General features: G+C 61.7%; 23 protein-coding genes and 1 pseudogene. 10 read left to right on the forward strand and 14 right to left on the reverse strand.

Annotation, left to right across the window (positions count from 1 at the left end):
* Positions 1-119 precede the first annotated feature (119 nt).
* The 4 genes from AC3WP7_RS13815 to tal all read left to right on the forward strand — a co-directional run bounded on the left by AC3WP7_RS13815 (position 120) and on the right by tal (position 3,671).
* Positions 120-899: an SDR family oxidoreductase gene (locus AC3WP7_RS13815; protein ID WP_256579989.1), complete on the forward strand. Its 780-nt coding sequence runs from the start codon at positions 120-122 to the stop codon at positions 897-899.
* A gap of 9 nt (positions 900-908) precedes the next feature.
* Positions 909-1,709, forward strand: coding sequence for an SDR family oxidoreductase (locus tag AC3WP7_RS13820; RefSeq protein ID WP_093123689.1), 801 nt, complete (start codon positions 909-911; stop codon positions 1,707-1,709).
* A 62-nt stretch (positions 1,710-1,771) separates the two neighbouring features.
* Positions 1,772-2,725: a sugar-binding transcriptional regulator gene (locus tag AC3WP7_RS13825; protein WP_102591803.1), complete on the forward strand. Its 954-nt coding sequence runs from the start codon at positions 1,772-1,774 to the stop codon at positions 2,723-2,725.
* A gap of 22 nt (positions 2,726-2,747) precedes the next feature.
* Positions 2,748-3,671, forward strand: coding sequence for a transaldolase (gene tal, locus AC3WP7_RS13830; RefSeq protein WP_093123694.1), 924 nt, complete (start codon positions 2,748-2,750; stop codon positions 3,669-3,671).
* A 64-nt stretch (positions 3,672-3,735) separates the two neighbouring features.
* On the opposite strand, the gene aqpZ is transcribed toward tal, so the two are convergent.
* The 3 genes from aqpZ to AC3WP7_RS13845 form a co-directional block, all read right to left on the reverse strand.
* Entirely contained in the window at positions 3,736-4,437 is a 702-nt protein-coding gene (aqpZ, locus tag AC3WP7_RS13835; RefSeq protein WP_102591812.1) for an aquaporin Z, read from the reverse strand.
* 103 nt (positions 4,438-4,540) lie between these two features.
* Positions 4,541-5,725: a sugar transporter gene (locus AC3WP7_RS13840; protein WP_093123699.1), complete on the reverse strand. Its 1,185-nt coding sequence runs from the start codon at positions 5,723-5,725 to the stop codon at positions 4,541-4,543.
* 231 nt (positions 5,726-5,956) lie between these two features.
* Positions 5,957-6,955 (reverse strand): bile acid:sodium symporter family protein, encoded by a 999-nt coding sequence (locus tag AC3WP7_RS13845; RefSeq protein ID WP_102591802.1) that lies wholly within the window; start codon positions 6,953-6,955, stop codon positions 5,957-5,959.
* An 86-nt stretch (positions 6,956-7,041) separates the two neighbouring features.
* On the opposite strand from AC3WP7_RS13845, the gene AC3WP7_RS13850 reads away from it, so the two are divergent.
* The gene (locus AC3WP7_RS13850) at positions 7,042-7,830 is read left to right on the forward strand and encodes an AraC family transcriptional regulator (protein WP_092245197.1); all 789 of its coding nucleotides are present in this window, start codon (positions 7,042-7,044) and stop codon (positions 7,828-7,830) included.
* Here the strand turns inward: AC3WP7_RS13850 and AC3WP7_RS13855 are convergent, their stop codons facing one another.
* On the reverse strand, positions 7,831-8,550 hold the full coding sequence (locus AC3WP7_RS13855; protein WP_093123705.1) for a helix-turn-helix domain-containing protein: 720 nt from the start codon (positions 8,548-8,550) through the stop codon (positions 7,831-7,833).
* 70 nt (positions 8,551-8,620) lie between these two features.
* Between AC3WP7_RS13855 and AC3WP7_RS13860 the strand changes: the two genes are divergently transcribed.
* Positions 8,621-9,871: an MFS transporter gene (locus AC3WP7_RS13860; protein WP_102591801.1), complete on the forward strand. Its 1,251-nt coding sequence runs from the start codon at positions 8,621-8,623 to the stop codon at positions 9,869-9,871.
* A gap of 23 nt (positions 9,872-9,894) precedes the next feature.
* Here the strand turns inward: AC3WP7_RS13860 and AC3WP7_RS13865 are convergent, their stop codons facing one another.
* On the reverse strand, positions 9,895-10,896 hold the full coding sequence (locus AC3WP7_RS13865; RefSeq protein ID WP_102591800.1) for an ABC transporter substrate-binding protein: 1,002 nt from the start codon (positions 10,894-10,896) through the stop codon (positions 9,895-9,897).
* Positions 10,897-11,059: 163 nt separating this feature from the next.
* On the opposite strand from AC3WP7_RS13865, the gene AC3WP7_RS13870 reads away from it, so the two are divergent.
* Positions 11,060-11,488 carry a hypothetical protein gene (locus AC3WP7_RS13870; protein WP_093123719.1) on the forward strand — a complete coding sequence of 143 codons (429 nt, stop codon included), beginning with the start codon at positions 11,060-11,062 and terminating at the stop codon, positions 11,486-11,488.
* A gap of 16 nt (positions 11,489-11,504) precedes the next feature.
* Here the strand turns inward: AC3WP7_RS13870 and AC3WP7_RS13875 are convergent.
* The 3 genes and pseudogenes from AC3WP7_RS13875 to AC3WP7_RS13885 form a co-directional block, all read right to left on the reverse strand.
* A pseudogene (locus AC3WP7_RS13875) lies at positions 11,505-12,623 on the reverse strand (carboxylate-amine ligase).
* Between the two features lie 5 nt (positions 12,624-12,628).
* Positions 12,629-13,573, reverse strand: coding sequence for a methyltransferase (locus AC3WP7_RS13880; protein ID WP_102591799.1), 945 nt, complete (start codon positions 13,571-13,573; stop codon positions 12,629-12,631).
* A 10-nt stretch (positions 13,574-13,583) separates the two neighbouring features.
* Complete coding sequence (locus AC3WP7_RS13885; RefSeq protein WP_102591798.1) at positions 13,584-14,963, reverse strand: iron-containing redox enzyme family protein; 1,380 nt, start codon at positions 14,961-14,963, stop codon at positions 13,584-13,586.
* Between the two features lie 903 nt (positions 14,964-15,866).
* Between AC3WP7_RS13885 and AC3WP7_RS13890 the strand changes: the two genes are divergently transcribed.
* From AC3WP7_RS13890 to AC3WP7_RS13900, 3 genes are read left to right on the forward strand one after another with little or no spacing between them, the layout of a single operon-like run.
* Positions 15,867-17,108 (forward strand): YcaO-like family protein, encoded by a 1,242-nt coding sequence (locus AC3WP7_RS13890; protein ID WP_102591797.1) that lies wholly within the window; start codon positions 15,867-15,869, stop codon positions 17,106-17,108.
* Positions 17,105-17,986 carry a class I SAM-dependent methyltransferase gene (locus tag AC3WP7_RS13895; protein ID WP_102591796.1) on the forward strand — a complete coding sequence of 294 codons (882 nt, stop codon included), beginning with the start codon at positions 17,105-17,107 and terminating at the stop codon, positions 17,984-17,986. The genes AC3WP7_RS13890 and AC3WP7_RS13895 overlap by 4 nt, the downstream gene beginning before the upstream one ends.
* Positions 17,983-18,849: an alpha/beta fold hydrolase gene (locus AC3WP7_RS13900; RefSeq protein ID WP_102591795.1), complete on the forward strand. Its 867-nt coding sequence runs from the start codon at positions 17,983-17,985 to the stop codon at positions 18,847-18,849. The genes AC3WP7_RS13895 and AC3WP7_RS13900 overlap by 4 nt, the downstream gene beginning before the upstream one ends.
* A gap of 45 nt (positions 18,850-18,894) precedes the next feature.
* Here the strand turns inward: AC3WP7_RS13900 and AC3WP7_RS13905 are convergent, their stop codons facing one another.
* The 6 genes from AC3WP7_RS13905 to AC3WP7_RS13930 are packed head-to-tail and all read right to left on the reverse strand — an operon-like array spanning position 18,895 to position 24,818.
* Positions 18,895-20,637, reverse strand: a complete 1,743-nt coding sequence (locus tag AC3WP7_RS13905) for an ABC transporter substrate-binding protein (RefSeq protein WP_102591794.1) — start codon at positions 20,635-20,637, stop codon at positions 18,895-18,897.
* 32 nt (positions 20,638-20,669) lie between these two features.
* The gene (locus tag AC3WP7_RS13910; protein ID WP_003232363.1) at positions 20,670-20,942 is read right to left on the reverse strand and encodes a DUF2160 domain-containing protein; all 273 of its coding nucleotides are present in this window, start codon (positions 20,940-20,942) and stop codon (positions 20,670-20,672) included.
* A gap of 10 nt (positions 20,943-20,952) precedes the next feature.
* Positions 20,953-21,753 (reverse strand): carbohydrate ABC transporter permease, encoded by an 801-nt coding sequence (locus tag AC3WP7_RS13915; RefSeq protein WP_071491788.1) that lies wholly within the window; start codon positions 21,751-21,753, stop codon positions 20,953-20,955.
* A gap of 10 nt (positions 21,754-21,763) precedes the next feature.
* Positions 21,764-22,630: a carbohydrate ABC transporter permease gene (locus AC3WP7_RS13920; RefSeq protein WP_010209674.1), complete on the reverse strand. Its 867-nt coding sequence runs from the start codon at positions 22,628-22,630 to the stop codon at positions 21,764-21,766.
* Complete coding sequence (locus tag AC3WP7_RS13925; protein WP_071491789.1) at positions 22,627-23,724, reverse strand: ABC transporter ATP-binding protein; 1,098 nt, start codon at positions 23,722-23,724, stop codon at positions 22,627-22,629. The genes AC3WP7_RS13920 and AC3WP7_RS13925 overlap by 4 nt, the downstream gene beginning before the upstream one ends.
* Positions 23,724-24,818 carry an ABC transporter ATP-binding protein gene (locus tag AC3WP7_RS13930; protein WP_071491790.1) on the reverse strand — a complete coding sequence of 365 codons (1,095 nt, stop codon included), beginning with the start codon at positions 24,816-24,818 and terminating at the stop codon, positions 23,724-23,726. The genes AC3WP7_RS13925 and AC3WP7_RS13930 overlap by 1 nt, the downstream gene beginning before the upstream one ends.
* Positions 24,819-25,030 lie beyond the last annotated feature (212 nt).

Here is a 25,030-nt window from a genome sequence, read left to right on the forward strand (position 1 = left end):
GAAGATCCAATGTGGGAGGGGGCTTGCCCCCGATAGCAGTGGTTCAATTGAAAAATTTATAACTGATACACCGCCATCGGGGGCAAGCCCCCTCCCACAGGGGTCGGCTGTGATTTCAAATAACGGAGTTATCCATGCAGCTTTTTAGTCTTCAAGGCCAAGTGGCCTTTGTCACCGGCGCCGGCAGCGGCATTGGCCAGGCGATTGCCGTGGGGCTGGCCGAGGCCGGCGCGGATGTGGCCTGCTTCGATCTACCGGGCAGCCCCGGCATCGCCAGCACCGTCGAACGCATCCAGGCCCTGGGCCGTCGTGCCCTGGCCTTGAGCGGTACGGTCACCGAGCGCGCCGCACTGGACGCGGCGGTGGCACGCACCGAAGCCGAACTGGGCCAACTGAGCGTCGCGGTCAACTGCGCCGGCATCGCCAATGCCCAGGCCGCCGAAGACCTGGACCTGCAACGCTGGCAGACCACCCTGGACATCAACCTCACCGGAATTTTCCTCAGTTGCCAGGCCCAGGCCGCCGTGATGTTGCCCCGTGGCAAAGGCGCCATCGTCAATATCGCCTCGATGTCCGGCAGTATCGTCAACCGTGGCTTGCTGCAAGCGCACTACAACACCTCCAAGGCCGGTGTGATTCACCTGAGCAAGAGCCTGGCGATGGAATGGGCCGACAAGGGCTTGCGGGTCAATTGCATCAGCCCCGGCTACACCGCCACGCCGATGAACTCGCGCCCGGAAGTCGCCGACCAGGTGAAGATCTTTGAACAGACCACGCCCATGGGCCGCATGGCCAGCGTGGAAGAAATGGTCGGCCCGGCGATTTTCCTGGTCAGCCAGGCCTCGTCTTTCTGCACCGGTGTCGACCTGTTGGTCGATGGCGGCTTTGTGTGCTGGTAGGAGTTCGTCATGTCCCAACGATTCAACGGTAAAACTGTGGTCATCACCGGTGCCTGCCGGGGCATCGGCGCCGGCATTGCCGAGCGTTTCGCCCAGGAAGGCGCCAACCTGGTACTGGCTTCCAACGACCTGGAACGCGTGACCTTCACCGCCGACCAACTGGCCCGGGAATACCAGGTCGACACCCTGGCCCTGGCCATCGACGTCACCCGTGAAGACGATATCGAAAAGCTCTACCGCGAAGGCCACGCCCGTTTTGGCAGCATCGACGTGTCGGTGCAGAACGCCGGCATCATCACCATCGACCACTACGACAAGATGCCCCGTGCCGATTTCGACAAGGTGCTGCAGGTGAATACCACCGGCGTGTGGCTCGGCTGCCGGGAGGCCGCCAAGTACATGGTCAAGCAAGGCAGCGGCCGGTTGATCAACACCTCCTCCGGCCAGGGCCGCCAGGGGTTCATCTACACGCCCCACTATGCCGCGAGCAAAATGGGCGTGATCGGCATCACCCAGAGCCTGGCGCTGGAACTGGCGCGGCATGACATCACGGTGAATGCATTCTGCCCCGGCATCATCGAAAGCGAGATGTGGGACTACAACGACCGGGTGTGGGGCGAGATCCTCAGCACTGACGAGAAGCGCTACGGCAAGGGTGAATTGATGGCCGAATGGGTCAAGAACATCCCCCTGCGCCGCGCCGGCAAACCCTCGGATGTGGCGGGCCTGGTGGCGTTTCTCGCCTCGGACGATGCCGCCTACCTGACCGGCCAGGCGATCAATATCGACGGCGGCCTGATCATGTCGTAAGGGTTTGGTATCCTCACGGCCATTGAGTCATGCCTTTTACTATAAAGAGCCCTGAGGCCTTCATGAGCCAGATCGAAGAACAGCGCCTGATCACCAAGATCGCGAGCCTCTATTACGAAGAAGGGCTCAAGCAGTCCGAGATTTCCGCGCAACTGGACCTGTCCCAATCGTTTATCAGCCGTGCCCTGCGCCGGGCGCTGCAGGAAGGCGTGGTGAAGATCACGGTGATGCGCTTGCAAGGCCTGCACCTGGAACTGGAAACCCAGTTGCAGCGCCGCTACGGCGTGCGCCGGGTGATCGTGGTGGACGCCACCGAGCCCGGCAATGACGAGAGCATCAAGCAGGCCATCGGTTCGGCCGCCGCCCACTACCTGGAAACCAGCCTGTCACCCCAGGACCGTATCGGTATCTCGTCGTGGAGCAGCACCATTCGCGCCATGGTCGGCCACTTGCACGCGCAGCCGGGCAAACAGGCCGCCCAGGAAGTGGTGCAACTGTTGGGCGGCGTCGGCCACAAGGGCGCGTTTGAAGCCACTTTGCTGACCCAGCGCCTGGCGACCCTGCTCAACTGCCCGGCATTTTTGCTGCCCTCGCAAAGCATCGAGCAATCGGTGGAGAGCAAGCAGCGCATCGTGCAGATGGAAGAGGTCAAGGAAGTGCTGCAGCGCTTTGACAGCATCACCCTGGCGATTGTCGGCATCGGCGACCTGGAGCCCTCGCAACTGCTGCGCAACAGCGGCAACTACTACACCGAAGACATGTTGCGCCTGCTCGCCGAACGCGGCGCGGTGGGCGATATCTGCCTGCGTTACTTCGATGCCCAGGGCAAGCCGGTGCTGGAGGAAGATGAAGAATTCGTGGTCTCGGTGGCGCTGCCCAAGCTGCGCGCCATCCACCGGGTGCTCGGCCTGGCCGGTGGATTGAACAAGGTCCAGGCCATTCGTGGCGCGCTCCAGGGCGGCTACCTGGACATCCTGATCACCGACCTGGACACCGCACAGGCCCTCAACCAATAACCGTTTCTGGAGACTGCCGCTCATGACGTCCAAGCTCGAACAACTCAAGCAATTCACCACCGTGGTGTGCGACACCGGCGACCTGGAAGCCATCAGCCGCTTGCGCCCGGTGGACGCCACCACCAACCCGTCGCTGCTGCTCAAGGCCGCTGCCATCCCGGAATATGCCGAGTTGCTGCGCAGCGCGGTGGGCCAGTCCAAGGGCGATGTGGACCTGGCATGTGATCGCTTCGCGGTTTCAGTGGGCTGCGGCATTCTCAAGGTGATTCCGGGGCGCATCTCCACCGAAGTCGATGCGCGCCTGTCCTTCGACCAAGACGCGCTGTGGGCCAAGGCGAACCAGTTGATCGCGCTGTACGACCAGGCCGGTGTCGGTCGCGACCGCGTGCTGATCAAACTGGCCTCCACCTGGGAAGGCATCCGCACCGCCGAGCGCCTGGAAAAGGCCGGGATCCAGACCAACCTGACCCTGCTGTTTTCGTTCGTCCAGGCCGCCGCCTGCGCCGACGCCGGGGTGTTCCTGATTTCACCATTCGTAGGCCGCATCTATGACTGGTACCGCAAGAACACCGGCCTGGACTACACTGGCACCGAAGACCCAGGCGTGCAGTCCGTGACGCGGATCTACAACTACTACAAGGCCAACGCCATCAACACCGTGGTCATGGGCGCCAGCTTCCGCACCCTCAGCCAGATCGAGCAACTGGCGGGCTGCGACCGCCTGACCATCAGTCCCGAGCTGCTGCAAAAGCTCGATGAAGACCAGGGCCTGCTGGAGCGTCGATTGAATCCGGGGGCAGTTGGGGAGCCGCGCCAGACCCTCAACGAAGCGCAGTTCCGCTGGGGCTCCAACGAGGACGCGATGGCCACCGAGAAACTCGCTGAAGGCATTCGCCAGTTTGCCCGCGACCAGGAAAAACTCGAAGCGGTGCTCGCAACGCTCTGAGCCCTGGACCGTTATGCCGTGCACAACGTCGCCGCCGAGATGATCGGCATGGCGACGCTGGGGTTCAGGCGGGCACTTTTTTACGGCACTCATCCATTGCTCGAGCCGCCACCGCGCCCATCACGCCGCCCACCATCGGCGCCAGCCAGAACAGCCAGAGCTGTGCCAGGTAATCAGCTCCGGCAAACAATGCCGGCCCGGTGCTGCGCGCAGGGTTGACCGAGGTGTTGGTGACGGGGATCAGGACCAGGTGAATCAAGGTCAGCGCCAAGCCAATGGCAATCGGGGCAAAGCCAGGCACCGCGCCGGGTGCGGTCACACGCATGATGATGAAGACGAAGAAAAACGTGGCGATCAGTTCGGCCAGCAAGGCAGCCTTCATGTCGAAATGACCGGGGCTGAGCGGGCCATAGCCGTTGGCAGCAAAACCACCCACCGAGAAATCCGCCTGCCCGTTGGCAATCAGGAACAACGCGGCAGCAGCAGTTATCGCCCCCGCAACCTGCGCCACGATGTACGGCAGCACATCAGCGCCCTCGATACGGCGCCCCACCCACAGGCCGATGGTCACCGCCGGGTTGAAATGCCCGCCGGAAATACCGCCCAGCGCATAGGCCATGGTCAACACCGTCAGCCCGAACGCCAGGGAAACCCCCACAAAACCTATACCCAACCCGGGGAACGCAGCCGCCAGGATGGCGCTGCCACAGCCGCCGAAGGTCAGCCAGAAAGTACCCATGAACTCTGCAGTCAAACGTTTTTGCACAATCAACTCCCATTGCTGCTCAAGTGCCGTCGCCACGGGAGGTGGGCGGCCCGAGGCGACGGTAGCAATGGGTATCAATATGTCGTGTAGGACTTGTCTGGTCTTAGCGGCTTACAACGCCCTGCCCAAATTTCCTGATCGCCAGGCAATACCCGATCAGGGCTACCGCCGCCAGCAACCCACCGGCCGCGCCGATCCAGGCGAAGCCGAACTGGCTGCCGACCCAACTGCCCATCAGCGCGCCGCCGCCAATGCCGATGTTGTAGATGCCGGAGAACATCGCCATGGCCACGTCGGTGGCGTCGGGCGCCAACACCAGCACCTTGGATTGCATGGCCAGGCCGAAGCCCATGATCGCCATGCCCCAGAAAATGCTCAGCACCACCAGGTAAGATTCGGCTCCGCTCAAGGGCAGCAGCAACGCCAGGCAGGCGCTCAGGATAAACACCGCGCCCACCACGAACAGGTGCGGGTTGAAACGGTGCACCAGGCTGAACAGCAGCGAGCCGATGATGCCCGCGCCGCCGAACACCAGCAGGATCAGGGTCACCGCGCTGCCGCTCATGCCGGCCACGCCTTCGACAAAGGGCTCGATGTAGCTGTAGGCGGTGAACTGCGCAGTCACCGTCATCGCGGTGAGCACATACAGCGCCACCAGCGCCGGGCGCTTGAACAGCAGTGGCAGGCTGCGCAGCGAGCCGGAGTTCTGGCTCGGTAACAACGGCAACGTACGCGCCAGCCAGAACACCAGCGCAGCGGCGAACGCGCCGATCACCAGGAACGTGGTGCGCCAGCCCATGGCCTCGCCCAGCAGACGGCCCAACGGAATACCCAGCACCATCGCCAGGGAAGTGCCAGTAGCCAGCAGGCCGAGAGCTTGCACCTGCTTGCCTTCCGGCGCCAGGCGCACCGCCAGCGAGGCGGTGATCGACCAGAACAGCGCATGGGACAAAGCAATGCCGACCCGGCTGAGCATCAGGATGCCAAAGCTGGTGGCCACACTGGACAGGACATGGCTGGCGATGAACAGGCCGAACAGCACGATCAGCAGCTTGCGCCGCTCCACGTTGCGGGTCAGCAGCATCACCGGCAGCGACGTCAGGGAGACGATCCAGGCGTAGATGGTGAGCATCAGCCCGACGCTGGACACCGGCATGTCGAAGCTGGCGCCGATGGCACTGAGCAGCCCGACGGGCACGAATTCGGTGGTGTTGAACACAAACGCGGCCAACGCGAGGGCGAAGACCGGTTGCCAATTGGCTTGGGGCGTTGCGGCTGAAATGCTCATTGAAGGGCGCGGTACTCGGACGATGATCAGACGGCCACCCAGGACAAGCGCCGCCGCCGGGCATTCTATAGGTTTCCGGCCCGGCTGTTGACGCTCATCCCGCTCAAAATCACCTCAACCGGGTCAGGGTGCGGTCATGATGAGCACGTAGACCCCGATTGAATGGGCTTGCCGAGGGCATCCGCTCGTATATACCGCTGGTCGTAACAGCGACAAGGCCTTCGGCGTAGATCAAGGGTCAACCTGCCCCATCAATTCCGGAATCGACTCCGGCCGATTCGCATAACGCTGTGCCAACGCCGCGCACACCATCAACTGGATCTGGTGGAACAGCATCAGCGGCAGGATCAGCACGCCCATGCTCGCCCCGGCGAACAGTACCTGGGCCATCGGCACACCGGTGGCCAGACTCTTTTTCGAACCGCAGAACAGGATAGTGATGCGGTCTTCCTGATTGAAACCGAACGCCTTGCCGAGCACCGTGGACGCCACCAGCACCAGGCCCAGCAATACGCAGCACGCCACCACCAGGCCGCCCAGCTCCCACAGCGGGATCTGGTGCCAGATGCCCTCATTTACCGCTTCGCTGAACGCGCCGTAGACCACCAGCAGGATCGAGCCCTGGTCGACGAATTTCAGCCAGGACTTGTTGCGGCCGACCCACGCGCCGATCCAGCGGCGGGCGATCTGCCCGGCGATAAACGGCAGCAGCAATTGCACGCTGATTTTCAGGATCGCGTCGACCGTCGAGCCGCCCTCGCCGTGCACATTGAGCAGCAGCGTCACCAGCAACGGTGTCAGGAAGATGCCGAACAGGCTGGACGCCGCCGCGCTGCAGATCGCCGCCGGGATATTGCCCCGCGCCAGCGATGTAAAGGCAATCGCCGATTGCACCGTGGCCGGCAAGGCGCACAGGTAGAGCATGCCCATGTACAGGTCTTTACCGATCAGCGGCGACAGCACCGGCTTGAGCGCAAGGCCCAGCAACGGGAACAGCACGAAGGTCAGACTGAACACCAGCAGATGCAGGCGCCAGTGCCCGGCGCCGGCGACGATAGCCTGGCTCGACAGCTTGGCGCCGTGCAGGAAGAACAGCAACGCGATGGCCAGGTTGGTGACCCAGCCGAAGGCCACGGCGGTCTGGCCGCTGGCGGGCAGCAGGGAAGCGAGAATCACCGTGGCGATCAGGGTCAGGGTGAAGTTGTCAGGCAGGAAACGGGGGCGAGTCATAAGCAGGATCTTCCGGGGGTTGCCAAGAGCGTCATCGCGACTCTAACGTAACGGCTTGTTACCGACTAACGCCAATGAGCCAACAAATGCCGCCTAAAGGACATGCCAACACGGTGCGCCGTAGCGTGCCAGGCCTTTCCAGCCTGCCACGGCCGGTGTATGGGCGCACCGAATCGCTGCCCAACCGCGCCCTGACCCGCCGGCACAGTCACCCGTGGGTGCAATTGTCCTACGCGATTTCCGGGGTGCTGGAGATCCAGACCAGCGTCGGCCGCTTCGTCGCACCGCCCCAGCGCGCGGTGTGGATTCCAGCCGGTGTACCGCACCGCGTGTTCAGCTCGCCCCACACCGAAATGCGCAGCCTGTACCTGGATTGCAGCGTCACCACCTGGGCGGCGGAGCGCTGTCATGTGCTGGCGGTGAGCAGCCTGCTGCGCGAGCTGATCCGCAGCTTCAGCGAACTGCCGGTGGAGTATGCCGAGGATGGGCCGGACGGGCGCCTGGCCCAGGTGGTGCTGGATCAGTTGGCGGCGGCGCCGCACGTCGATCTGATGCTGCCATTGCCATCGGATCCGCGCTTGCGGTCGATCTATCGCAGCCTGAGTGCGCACCCGGAACAGCAAACTACCTTGGGCCAGTGGAGCCAGAAACTGGGGGTGAGCGAGAAGACACTCAGCCGGTTGTTCTTGAGTGACACCGGACTGACGTTCCGCGCCTGGCGCCAGCGCCTGCGGTTATTGAGCGCCCTGCCCGCCCTGGAGCAAGGCGAGCGGGTCACGGATGTGGCGCTGGGGTGTGGCTATGAGTCGACGTCGGCGTTTATCAATGCGTTTCGGCAGCAATTCGAGGCCACGCCCGGTGAGTTTTTCCGCTGATCATTCCGTTACAGGGCGTTGGCTGCGGTCACCGCATTGGATATCAAAAACGCTGGCCAAACGCCTGCGCCCTTTGGCAGTCACCGTCAGCGCGCGCGAATCAAGCGTTCGCGCCAGCCACCCGCCTAGCAGCATATGATCCAGCAGTAACGCCCCCAGCGCTCCTCCCACATGGGCACAGCGTTGGCTCCAGTCCAGGCATGGGTAGGCGAAGCGCCGGCGCGCCTGGACTCGAGCGGTAAGATCCAGGCCCAGTTCTGCCATGCCTTCCATGCCCGTTGGCGTCAATTGGTACATCCCCTGCTGCAGCGCCATCCATTCGCGCTCCAACAAGGCGTCATGCACCTTTACCCCCAACTCACCGGCCAAATGATCGTAGCAACTACGGGCATGGCGCAGATGGCACGGAGTGGACGGCTTGAACGCCGGCAGTTCAAATGAACTGATCGCCAGCAGCGCCTCCAGCGCATGGGCGACATCGCTGTTTGCCAATTGAAAATAGCGATGCTTGCCTTGGCTGATCATCGTCACCAGCCCTTGCTCCAGCAGTTTTTGAAAATGGCTGGACGCCGTCGACGAGCTCTTCTGCGCGACCACTGCCAGTTCTGTGGCCGTGCGCGCACGCCCATCGAGCAGGCAACAGAGCATGCGCGCCCTGGCCGGGTCGGCAATCGCAGCCGCTACATGGGCCAGGCGCAATTCGGAAGGTTCAACATCCATAGTTCGATGCTCCTCGAAGTGAAAGCCATATCGGCAGAGTACTTTACAAGCCAATCCAGGAGAGATGCCGATGAATCACACGCGTTTTTTTGGCCAGACCGTACTCAGGTGTACGTTCGTTATGGCAATCATTGGCTGGGGAGTCGGGTTCTACGGCCCGCCGATTTATATGCAGGCCGTCATGGATCGCACCGGGTGGCCGATTGACGAGGTGTCTGCGGCGGTGACCCTGCACTTTCTCAGCGGCACCCTGGTCATCGCCAATCTGCCGCGACTGTACAAACGCTGGGGTATACCCGCAGTAACTTGGGTGGGCAGCCTGATCCTGGGCATCGGGGTTAATATCTGGGCTCAAGCGGACGCGCTTTGGGTGCTATATTTCGGCGCCATGTGCTCGGGTATCGGCTGGGTCACATTGGGCGCCGCGGCCGTCAACACGCTGATTGCGCCCTGGTACATCAAAGGGAGGCCAACCGCACTGGGCAAGGCCTATAACGGTGCAAGCCTGGGTGGGGTGATCTTCTCGCCGCTGTGGGTACTCTTGATCGAGCGATTCGGCTTTGCCATCGCGGCCTTGGCAATAACCCTGGGCACCATTACGCTGACTGCCGGGTTTGCTGTGTGGGTGTTCGGCAAAACACCGCAGAGCGTGGGCCAGCAACCTGACAATCTCGCCACGCCGTCCGCATCACCGCTCCATGCCCCTGTCATCCCCTGGACGACCGTGCAGACATTCCGATCGGCACAATTTCGCACGCTGGCCGCCGGCATGTCCCTTGGTCTGTTTGCACAGATTGGGTTGATCGCCCATCTGTATTCGATCCTGGTCGTACACCTGGGCTCCCGCCCTGCCTCATTCGCCATGGGCTTGGCCACCGCCAGCGCCATGGGCGGGCGATACATCGCCGCGCACTGGATGAGCCAAGGCATTAATCGTCGCCATTTGGCTTGCCTGGCTTATGGGGTTCAACTGCTGGGCACCTTGATGTTGCTTTGCCTGCAATTGGACCCTGCGGTCGCCTGGATAGCAGTCGTGCTGATCGGCTCCGGGATCGGCAACGCCACATCGCTGCCACCGTTGATCGCGCAAACCGAGTTCAGCCACGAGAATACCGCGAAGGTCATCGCTCTGATGGTTGCCCTCAGCCAGGCCATCTACGCTTTCGCACCCGCCGGCTTCGGCCTTATACGCGCGGCATTTGTCGATCCGCAAGAGGCGATTGTTGCCGTGGTGGTGGTGGCCGTCACCGTTCAACTGCTGGCAATTCTGTCCTTCTATCGCGGCGCAGCCCTGCCCCCCTGCAGAACGACCGCTTACTGAGCTCGCGCTTGAACTTGGGCCTCTCAACTGCCATTGCCGCCATGGGCCTCTTCGAAGAAGTAGTCCTTCCAACTGGCGGCCTTGTTTTTCAGCACGCCCAGTGCCTGCAATTTCTCGGCGTAGATGTAGGTACGCTGCGGCACGATGGTGAAGTCGATTTCCGGGTCCTGGACGATTTTTTCCACCAGGTCCAACGGCAACTTCGACTGCTCTACGCGGATATACGCCTTGGCTGCCGCTGGCTTGTCAGCCTTGATGATCGTCTCGGCTTCGGCCAATGCGTCATAGAACGCCTTGTAGGTCTTGGGGTTCTCGTCGTGGAATTTCTGCGTGGTGTAGAGCACGTTGAACGTGGCCGGCCCACCGAGGATGTCGTAGGAACTGAGCACCTTGTGCACGTTAGGGTTCAGCAGTTCCTGATACTGGAACGGCGGGCTGGAGAAGTGCGCGTTGATCTCCGATCCCCCGGCAATCAACGCGGCGGTCGCATCGGGATGGGCCAGGCTGATGGAGATGTCGTCGAACTTCTTGAAGTTGGCATCGCCGAACTGCTTGGCGGTTTCGATCTGCAAGGTGCGCGACTGGAAACCCACACCGGCGGCGGGCACGGCGATGCGGTCTTTTTCGCTGAAGTCCTTGAGGGTCTTCACGTTGGGGTTGTTGGTCAGCAGGTAGTTGGGCATCGAGCCCAGGGAGGCGATGGCCTTGACGTTCTGCTTGCCCTTGGTGCGGTCCCACAGGGTCAGCATCGGCGGCACGCCAGCGGAAACCACGTCGAGCGCACCGGCCAGCAGCGATTCGTTCATCGCGGTGGCGCCGGAAATGCTGTTCCACTCCACCTCGATATCCAGGCCCTGTTCCTTGCCGTGTTTTTCGATCAGATGCTGGTCACGCACCACGTCGAGGATCAGGTAGCCGATGCCGAATTGCTGGGCGATGCTGATCTTGCCTTCGGCCTGGGCGCCGATGCTGATCAGGGCCGTCGCAGCCGCCAAGAGGGTCAGGGAGGAGCGCTTGAAAGTCATGGGAGTCTGCCGCGTTTTTAAGAAGGTGATGGAGCCTAGCGACGATTTTTAAGAGTGGAAAAGAATATCGGGATCTATTGTTATGCAAATGGCCCACAAACCAGCCCCCGGCTGCTATTGTGCCGCGCTTTGAAAAACTGCCGAACCAGCGAGGAAATGGACGTTGAACACTGACGAAAAAATGACCGGGGACCTGTTCGAGGTGGATAAGCGCCTGTCACTCAAACCCGTGGTGGACTTCAACGCCTACCTGCGCAGCGCGTTCGGCGACGGCCCGTGCAGCTGCATCCGCTGCACCGATGGTAACGGCGATGAAAACGGCTATGCGTTCCAGCACAGCTTCACCTTCGACGGCAAACCCACCCAGCGCCGCTTCGCCACCACGGCGGGCAGCGATGTGTTGCAGGTGTTGAAGAAAGCCTGGTTGTCGTACACCAAGGCCGAATTGCCGCTGAGCGGTGTGCTGGCGCTGGATACGGTGAAGGAGTTTGTCGAGCCGCAGTTGCACAAGCGGTTGGTACCGCTGTTTTTGGCCAGTGGGTTGGTCAAGGATGTCGACGGTGCACTGCATCTGCAGCCACAAGCGGCCTGATTGCTCGCGCAGTAGGTCAATGGGCAGCGCGACTCTGGGCCAGCAGGCGGTCGACCACTTGCTGCAGACACACGTGCTCATCGGCGCCCGAGGCCCGGGCGTCGGCATGGCAGCGCAATTGATCGACGGCGCTGTTGCCTGACGCCAGCAACCTATGCAGGTCATCAAACAACTGAGGCTCGCCCATGGCCCCGGCGGTGGCCGCGAAGATGCGTTGCGCCTCTAGCAGCCACTGTTCAGCAGTGCCCATCGTCCCCTGGTCATCCAGCGCAAAGCTGCCCGCAGCACCGTAGCGCTTGGCCTGCCAACGATTCTCCTTGAGCAGCCAGCGCGCCTCTGCGGTGAACCCGGCGCCGGGATGTTCCAGGGCACAGGCATGAGTGACCATTACCCGAAACAAGGTGGCGAGCACCAACGCATCCGCCAGCCTGGGGCAGGCATCGGTCATGCGCAGTTCCAGGGTGGGATAACGCGCCGCAGGCCGAATGCCCCACCACCCGTTGCCATCGGCCTTGATCGCACCGACGCGCTGCAGCAATGCCAAATAGCGCAAGTACGCCGACCAATCGGTGAAGTGCTCGGGAACGCCCATGCGTGGCCACTCATCGCACGCGGCCTGGCGATAGCTCATGAACCCTGTGGGTGCGCCCTCCCAGAACGGTGACGAGCAACTGAGGAGCAGCAATAACGGCAACCAGGGCGAGACCTGATTCATCACCGCGATGCGGTCGATTCCGGCCGGCACCTCGACATGCACGTGCAACCCACAGAGCACACTGCGACTCGCGACGTACTGGATGTCTTCGAACAATTGCTGGAAATGCACGCGGTCGGTGGCCGTTTGCTCGCGCCATGCCGCCAAGGGATGGCTGCCGGCACAGACCACACCGAGACCGAATGCGCCCAAGGAGCGGGCGAGGTTGTGGCGCACGGTGGCCAGGTAATCCGCCGCCTCACTGCTGGCCTTGAACACCGGGGATGCCACCTCAATCTAGCCCTGGAACATCTCGAGGGCGAAGCCCGGGCCAATCGCCTGCCGGCAGGCCGCCAGCACCGCCGCCGACGGTTCGCCGACCATGTGCCGCGTGTGCAGGTCGGAGATGAAGTATTCCTCTTCGATACCGAAAGTGAGCATGACCTTCAGCGCAGACGGGTGACGGTGAGCGCGACCACCGCAATCCGCTCTACCCGCTCGTAGCCCGGCTTATCCAACTCTTCGCCAAATACGTCAGGGTCCAGTTCACGGTAGGTCCAGCCGAACGCATCGCTGCCGAGCAATGGCTTGACCGCCGCCAGGAACGGGTCCTCGCCCGCGACTATCGCCACACCGGTATACAGCACCAGGCTGCCGCCACGGGCCAGGCGACCCAGGGATTCGCCGGCGATGCGCACCGACAACTGCTCACCCAATGCACCGCCACCGTGGCGATAGGCGCGTTGACGGTCATCATTCATGTACGGCGGGTTGGCCACGATCAAATCGAACTCGCCCTCCACGCTTGCCAGCACATCGCTGTGGTAGGCGCTGACATTGCTCAGCCCGGCCAGCTCGGCATTCACGGCGGTCATGCGCAGGGCGCGCGGGTTGATATCCACCGCCAACACCTGCGCGTCATGTCGAGCGCGGCCGATCACCAGTGCCCCTACACCCGCGCCGCAGCCGATATCCACGGCGCGCTTGAGCGGTTCGAAGCGCTGTTGCAGATGGGCTTCGATCACCTGGGCGAAGCGGTAGCTGTCGGGGCCGAAGAACACGGCATCCGGTTCAGTGGTGGGGTATGCGGAATGCGCAAACAGAAGATCGTCCAGGCTGGACCAACGCACCGCGCTGCGCCACAGCGCGCCATGCGGTTCGACGAGATCGGCTTGTTGCAGATCCTCGCGGAAGGTGTCGGGCACCAGGTCGCGGTCAAACGGCATCGACCAGCCGAATACGTCGCGAAGGTCCAATGCCTGGGAGGCAGCCCGACGTTGATAGACGCGTTCGTGGGTCAAGGGAGTCGGGGTGATGAAACGGTAGCCGCGCTGCTTCAACCCGCGGCCCAGGTTCAACAGGGCGCGATCGGCCAGGTGTTGTGCAAACATGGGAAGTTCCTTAGCGCAATCGCGCGCGCAATTGAATAAAGCGGCGGGTCGCGTACAACCCGGCGGGCGTGCAATGGCGTCGCGCCGACATCCACGGGATCAGTGCGTTGAGCTGCTGTTGATCGGACAGGTTGCACAATGAATCAACCAGCGCCTGGGTGTCCGGGTCCGTCGGGCGTTGCTGCTCGCGGGAAAACCGGCTGCCGCGCCCGGGCCGCACGGGCGGCACACGTTTGTCACTGATCCAGTCGCCGGCGATCCAATCGTGCAGCATCTGTTTTTCATAGCCGCTGAACACGCCGAACATCGCCGCGCCCGCGCCCTCGATCAGTTGCCAGAATCGACTTTCGGCCGGGTCCTGGTTGCGCTTGATCCAGCCCTTGTCTTCCAGTGCCTGGAGAAAGGCGCCGATCTGCCCCGGCTGACCCAGCCACTGGTTGACGGTCTTGCCTTCGAAGCGGCAATAGTCCGAGTGCATGTGTTGGCCGAAGCTGCGCTTGCGCTCGAGCATCGCGACCACTTCGTCCTGCAGGTTGAAACCGCTGATAATCGCGGTGGTTCCCGGGCCCAGGTCGTTGAGGCGGTACCCCTCGGCCACCCGGCGGTAGAAATCCGCCCTGCCCTCGCCCAGCGGCAGCAGGCTCAGTACCGACTGCGCTGCCTTGCAGGCGTGGCCGCTGCTGGCGTTGTCGATGGTCACGTGCAGGGTGAAGTAATACGGATCGATGCCCAGTTCGCTCAACTCGTAGGCGGTGATCAACAGGTGCAGGGGCAACTGTTCGTAGCCCAGGTTGAAGCCGATGATCTCGGGCAGAAAGTCCTGCGCGCACAGGCCCAAGGCCATTTGCAGGGCGCCCTGCAGGTAATGCGCGTCTTCAAGGCCGGCTTCGCTGTCGGCATCGTGCTCGCTGAGCAGTTTGCGGTAGATCACCACATGGTTCTGTGCAGCTATACCATCGCCCAGTTCCTCAAGATACGTGTTGAGCAGACCGTCAAAGCGGGGGTCCAGCCAGTGGCGCAGCAGGCCATTGAGCCAAGCGCCGTCGACCTGTTTGGTCGGGGCTACGTGTTGCAGGAAATACAGCGCATGGGCCTTGTTCTGGAAATAGCGACGTGGCCGACCTTGTTGGCGTTGTTCAAGGTAATCGGCATAGGCCTGGGCCACCTGCGCGCAACGCTGCTCGACCCAGGCGGGCAGTTGCTCGGCCATCTCGGGCAGATCGCTGGCGGCGTCTCGCATTTGCGTCAACTGCGCCAGCAGGAAATCCCGCGCGATCTCTTCGGCCCCCTGGGCTTCACCGTAGAGCTGTTGGTACAGCCGCTGGTATTGGCCGGGCGCCGAGTGGGTGATAGAGGCCGGTTGGCCCGACAGCGCTGTAAGAAGCGTCATGATGGCAGTTTCCGCAAAGTCCGATACAACCAGGCCTCCCCGACAAGGAGGCCCCGCAAGAGCGCTCAGTACCACACGCTTCTAAAGTGAAGAGCATCGTGGTGTGCGGAAAATTCAATCGGGGTTGAAGAGGGGCGGATCGACGGTCAGGAGCGGTACGGTCTTGAATGCCTCCCGCCACGGTGGGGTCACTTTGCGGCACATGCTGCGCCTCCACCAGAGCGTTCAGCCGGGCGCAAAGGCTACCACCGGCGCGGGATACGGCGCGGACTCCAGGCGATTACAAACGCCAGCGGCGTAACAGCCAGTAAAGGCTGTATGCAGGAACCGGGCATGCCGCATCGGTTTTTTTGTAAACGATGTCGACAGGTTCTGTAGTACCCCGACGACGATCACCTCCCTGGGCGCTCACCACCGTTTCAACATCGCGAAAAGCCCAACGCGCCCGAAAGAATATCCAGCAGCTCCCCACGGCAACGCCCTAATGGGCGCATCGTTGGACGATGGCTATCACCGCAGGCGCAGCCCGTGGTTTTTGGGCATCCCCCCCTTTCGGCAATGGTCAACAATTGGAGTGAATGGATTTGTTTCCACCGCCCCGCGCCGTGGTCTTCGCAACAGTTGCTCACATTTGCCTGACAGTCCCCATTTTTTATAGGTTCTAGCCGTGCTCATCGAGAGCACGCGACTCCACCCAATCAAACAACAAAAGAGGTTCAGATATGGGATACATGGCTAGCTTGAACGCAAACAAAATCGCCGAGATGGAACAACTGGAGCAGGAGCATACGGACGACTTCATCGAGGCGCTGCAACTCACTGACACGGAAAAAGCCGAGCTGGAAGCCGAGTAAGTGAGTCCGGGAGAGGCCATGCCTCTCCTCCTCCCCGGGAGTCATCGCCATGCATACCCACCATGCCATCGTCCCTGAACGCAGCCAGTCCCTGACCCATGCGCACCAACAGATACTCGCCCAATTGAGTGCACTCAAGTTGCGCGCGCGCCTGCGCACCGTGGGTGATGAGGCGCTGTGCGTACAGGCCCACCTGTATAACGCGCAATCCACCGAAGTCGCACGCGGCGCCGGCAAGGGCCATCTGGCAGCGGCACGTGTCGGCGCACTCTATGAAGCATTGGAGCATTATTTGAGCGACGACCTGCACGCGTCGCCTCTTCATCGCCAGGCGTCCAGTTACTTTGCCGCTGACTCACGGTTTGACGATGACAGCGCGCTGGCAATGCTGACGGCACAGCAAGAAGACGCCATCGTCTGCCGCACCTACCGCAGCCTGGTGGATGATCAGTGGTTTTCCTACCCACTGGCGTTGACCTGCCCGCGCTACTGCGAACAACCGCTGCACGACGATCCGACTGACCTGCGCGCGCTGCGCCGTTATTCGAGCAACAGCGGAACCGCCATCGGCGCCACCCGCGACGAGGCATTGCTCCATGCCTTGAATGAAAATATTGAACGGGATGCCCTGTCTCTGTTTCTGCTGGAACACTTTTACTATCAGCACCCATCCGGCCTGCGCCGGGTCGAGCCACACAGCCTCGATCCCGAGTCCAGGAGCGTGCTGGATGCACTGCGTCAGCAGTTCAACGCCGAAGTGGTTGTGCTGGACATCAGCCGTGAGTTCTGTACGACCACCTGCCTGGCGTTCATCAATACGCCTTCGACAACGCCCGTGGTGTACGGCAGCGGCACCTCCCTGACGCCCACTCATGCGGCCTGGCGTGCGCTGGCAGAACTTGCACAACTGCAGGCGCTGGCGGCCGAACCGCTCTTGAGCCGCCACTTGCTCAATGCCCAGCGGCATCTTGCCCCATTCGCGCGCCTGCAACGCTGCCTGCAATTCTCCCCGGAACACCTGATGGCGCAACCTGTCGAGTGGGTGCTACTGCACGAGCACGAGCCCCTATCGGATCTCGGCGAGCAGATCACCCGTCTGTTGGACGACATGGCCCGCCACAACCTGACACCCGGTGTATGCAACCTGTTTCAAAGCCGGCTCGGTACTACGCTCGTGCAGGTAGTGATCCCTGGGCTGGAACGGTTTTTCCTGGTCTCTACCGGCAATATCGTGGTGCCGCAACAACGCGGCCGGCGCCTGCGCGGTGAGCCGCTGGGTGTCTCGCGATGAGCGCCGCGTCCTTGCAACGCCATCTGGAGCCGCTGGGGTTCGGGCTGGCTCGGCTGTTTGTACTGGATACCGGAAGCGTTCGCTGGGCTGGCCGCAACAGACCGTTGCCCGCCCACCAGGGGCAACGCCGCCTGAGCAGCATCTTGCACCCGGCCATGCTGCTGGGCCCGCTCACCGAGCAACACTGGAGCAATGAAGGTGTTGCGTTGTTTTATCAAGCCACGACAGCCGCGGCCAAGCATCATGCATTTATCGAAGCCCGACGCAGTGCCCACAGCGAAGTGTGCTTTCCCTACCCACCACTGGGGCCGCACGCCGAGGAGTTCATCTGCCCGCCAGACTTCTGGGAGTGCGACGATGCGCGTGCCGCGCAGTTGAACATTGATGAAGCGCACTTTCGCGAACGCTGTGTCGCCGTACTGCGCGAACGCCTCAAGCCGGGAGCGCTGATCCATGACCCGGCGTGCTCAACCGGCGAGTTGATCGCTCATCTGGCCCAGGCACTCCCCCGCTGCCTGTGCCTGGGCTCGGACCTTTCGGTTTCGATGGTCCGCTATGCAGCGCAGCGCCACGCCGGCTTGCCCGTACGTTTCAGGCAAGCGGACGCCGCACGCGAAAGCCCTGCCTGTGATGCATTGATCCTGCGCTTCCTCAATGCCGAAGTGGTCACCCGGCATGATGCCGACACCTTGCTGCGCACGTTGCTCGGAAGCCTCAAGCCAGGCGGCGTGGCCCTGGTATTTGGCCATACGCCCGTGCTGCCGGCAGTTCGCTGGGTTGCACAAACACTGGGCATCACCCTGGAAGCCTGTATCGCGGCCCGGCCGGGCCAGCTTGAATTGTTCCAGTTCTACCAGCTCACCCGTCCTTCTGCATGACGCACCTTCAAAGCAGCGGTTACTTGCCGGTATCCGATAACCACCAGTTGTACTGGGAGCGACACGGTCGGGAAGGCGCCGAGCCGGTGTTCTTCCTGCACGGTGGACCAGGCGGCTGCTCCAGCCGTGATCACCTGGCGTTTTTCAACCTGGAGCACTTCGATATCGTGCTGTTCGACCAGCGCGGTGGCGGGCGCTCAACCCCTCACGGTGAGCGGCTAGGCAACGAAACGGAACGGATCATCGACGACATTGAGACGCTACGCGAGCATTTCGGTTTTGCCCAAATCACTGTGCTCGGGGTTTCCTGGGGCAGTTGGCTGGCGTTGAAGTATGCCTGGCAGCGTCCATCGCACGTACACCGGTTGGTACTGGCATCGCTGTTCGTCCCCAGCCCGGAAAATCTGGTGATCTACCACCACGCCGTGACTCGGTACTTGAGCGCCAAGGCGTTCACGTCGTTCGAGCAGGTGTGCGAGGACCTCGACCAACCTTGCCGGCAGCTGCAGCGCCAGGCGGCGCTGGCGTGGGTCGGCGCGGCGCTGCACCTGAATCGCCAACGCATGGACAAGGCCGCCCTGGAGCACTTTATCGACGATGTCGCCGTGCGCGCGATTCGCCTGGAAGTGCACTACCATCGTGCCGGCTATTTTTTTCACGAACAGGATCAAGGGCTGATGCTGCGCTGTAGCTGCCAAGTGATACAGGGCATCCATGACCCTGTCGGGTTGTCGAGCCTGCGTTGGTTGCGTCAGCGGGCATTGTTGAAATGCAGGCTGTTTCGCGCCGGGCATGACGCCTTCGATCCCGTACTGGTGAGTGGGATTGAGCAAAGCCTGATGGCGACAAACAGGGGACAGTAAAACGGCACGCAAGCGTGCCGTAATGCCCTCCTCCACTGACCGCTATTACTTGCGCGCCGCCTCCCACTGCTTGAGCAGGTCGCCGTAGGCCACGGTCTCGCCTTTCGGCTTCTCGTTGACCAGTTTCGGCTTCGGCGCACCCGGCTGGTCGAACCAGTATTGCGCGTCACGCTCGGGGTTCATTTTCGGGCCACACACCGGTTGCACCTTGGAGCGTTCCAGGCGCGTCATGATCGCGTCCTGTTCCTTGGCCAGGTTGTCCAGCGCCTGTTGCGGGGTTTGCTCGCCGCTGGCAGCCCTGGCGATGTTGCCCCACCACAGTTGCGCCAGGCGTGGGTAGTCCGGCACGTTGGTGCCGGTCGGAGTCCACTCGACGCGGGCCGGGCTGCGGTAGAACTCCACCAGGCCACCGAGTTTCGGCGCCATGTCGGTCATGGCCTGGGAGTTGATGTCGGACTCACGGATCGGCGTCAGGCCGACGATGGTTTTCTTGAGCGAAACGGTTTTCGAGGTCACGAACTGCGCGTAAAGCCAGGCCGCGAGTTTCTGCTTCTCAGGCGTCGACTTGAGGAAGGTCCAGGAGCCTACGTCCTGATAGCCCTTCTTCATGCCCTTTTCCCAGTAAGGTCCCACCGGCGACGGCGCCATACGCCATTTCGGCGTGCCGTCGGCATTCACCACTGGCAAGCCCGGTTTGGTCATGTCGGCGGTAAACGCGGTGTACCAGAAGATCTGCTGGGCGATGTTGCCTTGGGACGGCACCGGGCCGGATTCGGAGAACGTCATGCCCGCCGCTTCCGGCGGCGCGTAGGCTTTCATCCAGTCCACGTATTTCTGCGTGGCAAACACTGCGGCCGGGCCGTTGGTGTCGCCGCCACGGGTGACGCTGGAGCCCACCGGGTGGCAGTCCTCCACGCGAATGCCCCACTCGTCCACCGGCAGGCCGTTGGGCAGGCCCTTGTCGCCGCCACCAGCCATGGAGAACCAGGCATCGGTGAAGCGCCAGCCCAGGGACGGATCTTTCTTGCCGTAGTCCATGTGCCCATACACGCGCTTGCCGTCGATTTCCTTGACGTCTTCGCTGAAGAACTTGGCGATGTCTTCATAGGCCGACCAGTTCACCGGTACGCCGAGGTCGTAGCCGTATTTTTCCTTGAACTTGGCTTTCAGCTCCGGACGCTCGAACCAGTCGGCGCGGAACCAGTAGAGGTTGGCAAACTGCTGGTCGGGCAACTGATAGATCTTGCCGTCCGGCGCGGTGGTAAAGGAAATGCCGATAAAGTCCTTGATATCCAGGGTCGGCGAGGTGAAATCCTTGCCTTCGTTGGCCATCAGGTCGGTGATGGATTCGGTCTTGCCGTAGCGAAAGTGCGTACCGATCAGGTCCGAGTCGTTGACCCAGCCGTCGTAGATGTTCTTGTCGGACTGCATCTGGGTCTGCAGCTTCTCCACCACGTCGCCTTCCTGCAACAGGTCGTGGGTCAGCTTGATCCCGGTGATTTCAGTGAAGGCCTTGGCCAGCACCTTGGACTCGTACTCGTGGGTGGTGAGGGTTTCCGACACCACGTTGATCTTCATCCCACGGAACGGTTCGGCGGCCTTGATAAACCACTTCAATTCCGCCAACTGCTGGTCGGCCGTGAGGGTGGACGGTTTGAACTCGCTGCCGATCCATTTTTTCGCGGCATCTTCGTACGCATCGGCCCAGGCCGAAGCGCTCAAACCGCTCATAGCCAGTACGGCGGCCAATGAAATGCTATGTCGCAGCTTATTGTTCTTATTCAACATAGAGACCTCCTGGTTGTTTATTCATAAGGGCATCAGCCCCAACGCATCACACTCAACAGCCATACCAGGGAGAGCGCGGACGCTACCCAGATGCTCCAGTCGGTAACGCCGATCACCAGCAAATGCAGGTAGGCGCTGCCGAGAAGACCGATAAACAAACGATCACCACGGGTGGTGCTGATCGGCAAAAAGCCCCGCCGGGGGATACTCGGCGAACGCAGCTCCCAGGTGGTCATGCCCGCGAGGATCAGGGCTATGCCGCCAAAGAACAGCGCGGTGGGGGTGGTCCAGGCCATCCATTCCATCATCGACTCCTCAGACCCGGCCCAGGGCAAAGCCCTTGGCCACGTGGTTGCGAACAAACCAGATCACCAGCATGCCGGGCAGGATAGTCAACACCCCCGCCGCCGCCAGCACGCCCCAATCGATACCCGATGCCGACACCGTGCGTGTCATCACTGCCGCAATCGGCTTGGCGTTGACCGAGGTCAGGGTGCGCGCCAGCAGCAGTTCGACCCAGGAAAACATGAAGCAGAAAAACGCCGTCACACCGATGCCGGAACCAATCAACGGGATAAAAATCTTCACGAAAAACTTCGGAAACGAGTAGCCGTCGATGTAGGCGGTTTCGTCGATTTCCTTGGGCACGCCGGACATGAAACCCTCCAGGATCCACACCGCCAACGGCACGTTGAACAGGCAGTGGGCCAGGGCCACTGCGATGTGCGTGTCGAACAACCCAATGGACGAGTACAACTGGAAGAACGGCAGCAGAAACACCGCCGGTGGCGCCATGCGGTTGGTCAGCAGCCAGAAAAACAGGTGCTTGTCACCGAGGAAGCGGTAGCGCGAAAACGCGTAGGCCGCCGGCAGCGCCACACTCAGGGAGATCACCGTGTTCAGGCTCACGTAGTACAGCGAGTTGAGGTAACCGGTGTACCAGCTCGGGTCAGTGAAGATCACCTTGTAGTTGGCCAGGGTGAAGTCCTGCGGAAACAGCGTCAGCCCGCCGAGGATTTCGGTGTTGCTCTTGAAGGACATGTTCAGCAGCCAGTAGATCGGCACCAGCAGGAACAGGATGTAGATCAGTAGCGGTATCAGCTTTCTCTTGTTCATGTTGGCGGCCTCAGCGGTTGGCGTCGGAGTGGGTCATGGCGGTGTAGAACAGCCAGGACACCAACAGGATGATCAGGAAGTACACCAGGGAAAACGCCGCAGCCGGGCCCAGGTCGAATTGGCCTACGGCCATCTGGGTCAGGGTCTGACTCAAGAACGTGGTGGCGTTACCCGGTCCACCGCCCGTCAGGACGAAGGGCTCGGTGTAGATCATGAAACTGTCCATGAACCGCAACATCACCGCGATCAGCAGCACGCTTTTCATCTTCGGCAACTGGATATGTCGGAACACCGCCCAGGGCGATGCACGATCAATCCGTGCAGCCTGGTAGTACACGTCCGGAATCGCCCGCAACCCCGAATAGCAGAGCAGCGCCACCAGTGAGGTCCAGTGCCATACGTCCATGACCAACACCGTGACCCAGGCGTCCATGGTGTTGGCGGCGTAGTTGTAACTAATGCCCAGGGCATTGAGGCTGTAACCCAACAGGCCGATGTCGGCGCGACCGAAAATCTGCCAGATGGTGCCCACCACGTTCCACGGGATCAGCAACGGAATGGCGAGGATGATCAGCACCAGCGACGACCAGCGGCCCTTGGTCGGCATGGTCAGGGCGATGGCGATGCCCAGCGGGATTTCGATCAGCAGCACACAGGCCGAGTAGATGAACTGACGCAGCAACGAGTCATGCAGGCGCGGGTCGAGCAGCACCTGCTTGTACCAGTCGGCACCGACGAAGTAGCGGCTGGACTGGTCGAAGATGTCCTGCACCGAGTAATTGACCACGGTCATCATCGGGATCACCGCACTGAACGCCACCAGCAGGAACACCGGCAACACCAGCCACCAGGCCTTGTTGTTCTGCACCTTGTTCATGGCTGCACCTCCAGCAGGTAGTCGTCGGCATACACCATCAGCCATTGCGCCGGAAAGCTGATGGACGCCTTGCCTTCCGGCACGGGCTTGTCTTCGGCCAGGCGCACCTTGAGCAGCGCGCCGTCGAGGTTGAGGGTGACGATCTTGTAGGTGCCAAGGTCTTCGAGATGAGTGACATCGGCCTGCAGGGCGTCAGGGTTGTACTCGTCCCATACGTGGATGAATTCCGGGCGGATGCCGACCTGCAGCTTCTTGTAGTCGGTGTTGGCAATACGTTGCTGCAACGCCTCGGACAAGGGCAAATGAGTCTCGGCAAAGCGCACCCCGCCCGCCTGGGCCTGCACCTCGATCAGATTCATCCCGGGGCTGCCGATGAAATAGCCGACAAAGGTGTGGCTCGGCCGTTCGAACAGGTCACGCGGCGTGCCGAACTGCACGATCTGCCCGCCGTACATCACTGCGATCTTGTCGGCGAAGGTCGAGGCCTCCAGCTGATCGTGGGTCACATAGACCATGGTGATGTTGAATTGCTCGTGGATCTGCTTGAGCTTGCGCCGCAGTTTCCACTTGAGGTGCGGGTCGATCACCGTCAGCGGCTCATCGAACAGGATCGCCGACACGTCGTCACGCACCAGGCCACGGCCCATGGAGACTTTCTGTTTTTCGTCGGCGGTGAGGTTGCGCGCCTTTTTGGTCAGCAGGTTTTGCAGGTCGAGGACTTCGGCAATTTCCTGCACCTTGCTGTGAATTTTCGCCTCGGCCATGCCCTGGTTGCGCAGCGGGAATGCCAGGTTGTCGAACACCGTCATGGTGTCGTACACCACCGGGAACTGGAACACCTGGGCGATGTTGCGTTTTTCCGGGGTGAGGTCGTTGACCACTTGAGTGTCGAACAGCACCTGGCCTTCGGACGGGCTGAGCAGGCCGGAGATGATGTTGAGCAACGTCGACTTGCCGCAGCCCGACGGCCCGAGCAAGGCGTAGGCCCCGCCCTGCTCCCACACGTGGTTCATTGCTCGGATAGCGTAGTCTTCAGGCCCTTTCGGCGCAGGGCTGTAGCTGTGCGCCAGGTTCTGCAAATGGATCTCGGCCATCAGGCAACCCTCGCGACACGGCGTCCGGGAGCCTGGACCAAACGGCCCTGGCCATCGAACACAAACAGTTTATGGGTGGGGATATACACGCGGATCGGCGCGTCGACGTCGTACTCGTGCACCCCCGGCAGGTGCAGCACCAGCAGGAAATGTTCGCTGCGCACGTGCAGGAAAGTTTCCGAACCGCTGATCTCGGCGACTTCCACGGTGACCGCCAACTCCAGGTCGTCATCGTTGCTCGGCACCAGGCTGATATGGCTGGGGCGTACGCCGAACCGGAACTCGCCTTCGCCGATGGGACGCAGGTCGACGTTGAGTGGGAAGTGCACGAAATTGGCGAAGCTCACTTCATTGCCACTGATGCGCCCCGGCATCAGGTTGATCGGCGGCTCGGAAAACAACTCCGCGGCCAGCACAGTCTGCGGCTGGTGATACACCTCGGCCGCCTTGCCGCTCTGGATCACCCGGCCTTCGTGGAGGATGGTCGTGGTGCCGCCCAGGGCCAGGGCTTCGTTGGGCTCGGTGGTGGCGTAGATCGCGATGGTATGGCGTGCGGCGAACAGTTCGCGCATTTCCTGACGCAGCTCTTCGCGAAGTTTGTAGTCCAGGTTCACCAGCGGCTCATCGAACAGGATCAGTTCGGCATCCTTGACCAGTGCGCGGGCCATGGCCGTGCGCTGCTGCTGGCCGCCGGAGAGTTCCAGGGGGTGACGCTGGAGGAATTTTTCGATGCGCAGCATCCTGGCGGTTTCCAGCACCTTGCTCTGGATCAGCTCGCTGGACACACCCGCCTGGCGCAACGGCGAGGCGATGTTTTCGAACACGGTCATGGTCGGGTAATTGATGAACTGCTGATACACCATCGACACGTTGCGCAGCCGCACCGGTTTTTGCGTGACATCCACGCCGTTCATCAGGATGCGGCCGCTGTCGGGCTTGTCCAGGCCGGCCATCAGGCGCATCAGGCTGGTCTTGCCGGACAGCGTGCGACCGAGCAAGACGTTGAAGGAACCGGCTTCGAAACGCAGGTTGGCGTCGTCGATCCAGGTCTGGCCTTCGACAACGCGGGAGACATGTTCCAGGGTCAATGACATGACACGACCTTTTTATTATTGGAATGAATCTGGCCAGGTGACAGAGCGAGTTTCGTGCCAAAACGACAAGTGGTTGATGTGCAAGGAAATCAGCTGAAAGCGATGTTCAGGAGTGAACAATTTGGCTGAACAACTGAACAGTCAGGGCCTTGACAATGAACAGTTCTGAACAACACTCTGACGACCAATACAGTGGAATGATTTCCAGCAGT

This window comes from Pseudomonas sp. FW305-3-2-15-C-LB1 (assembly GCF_058787615.1).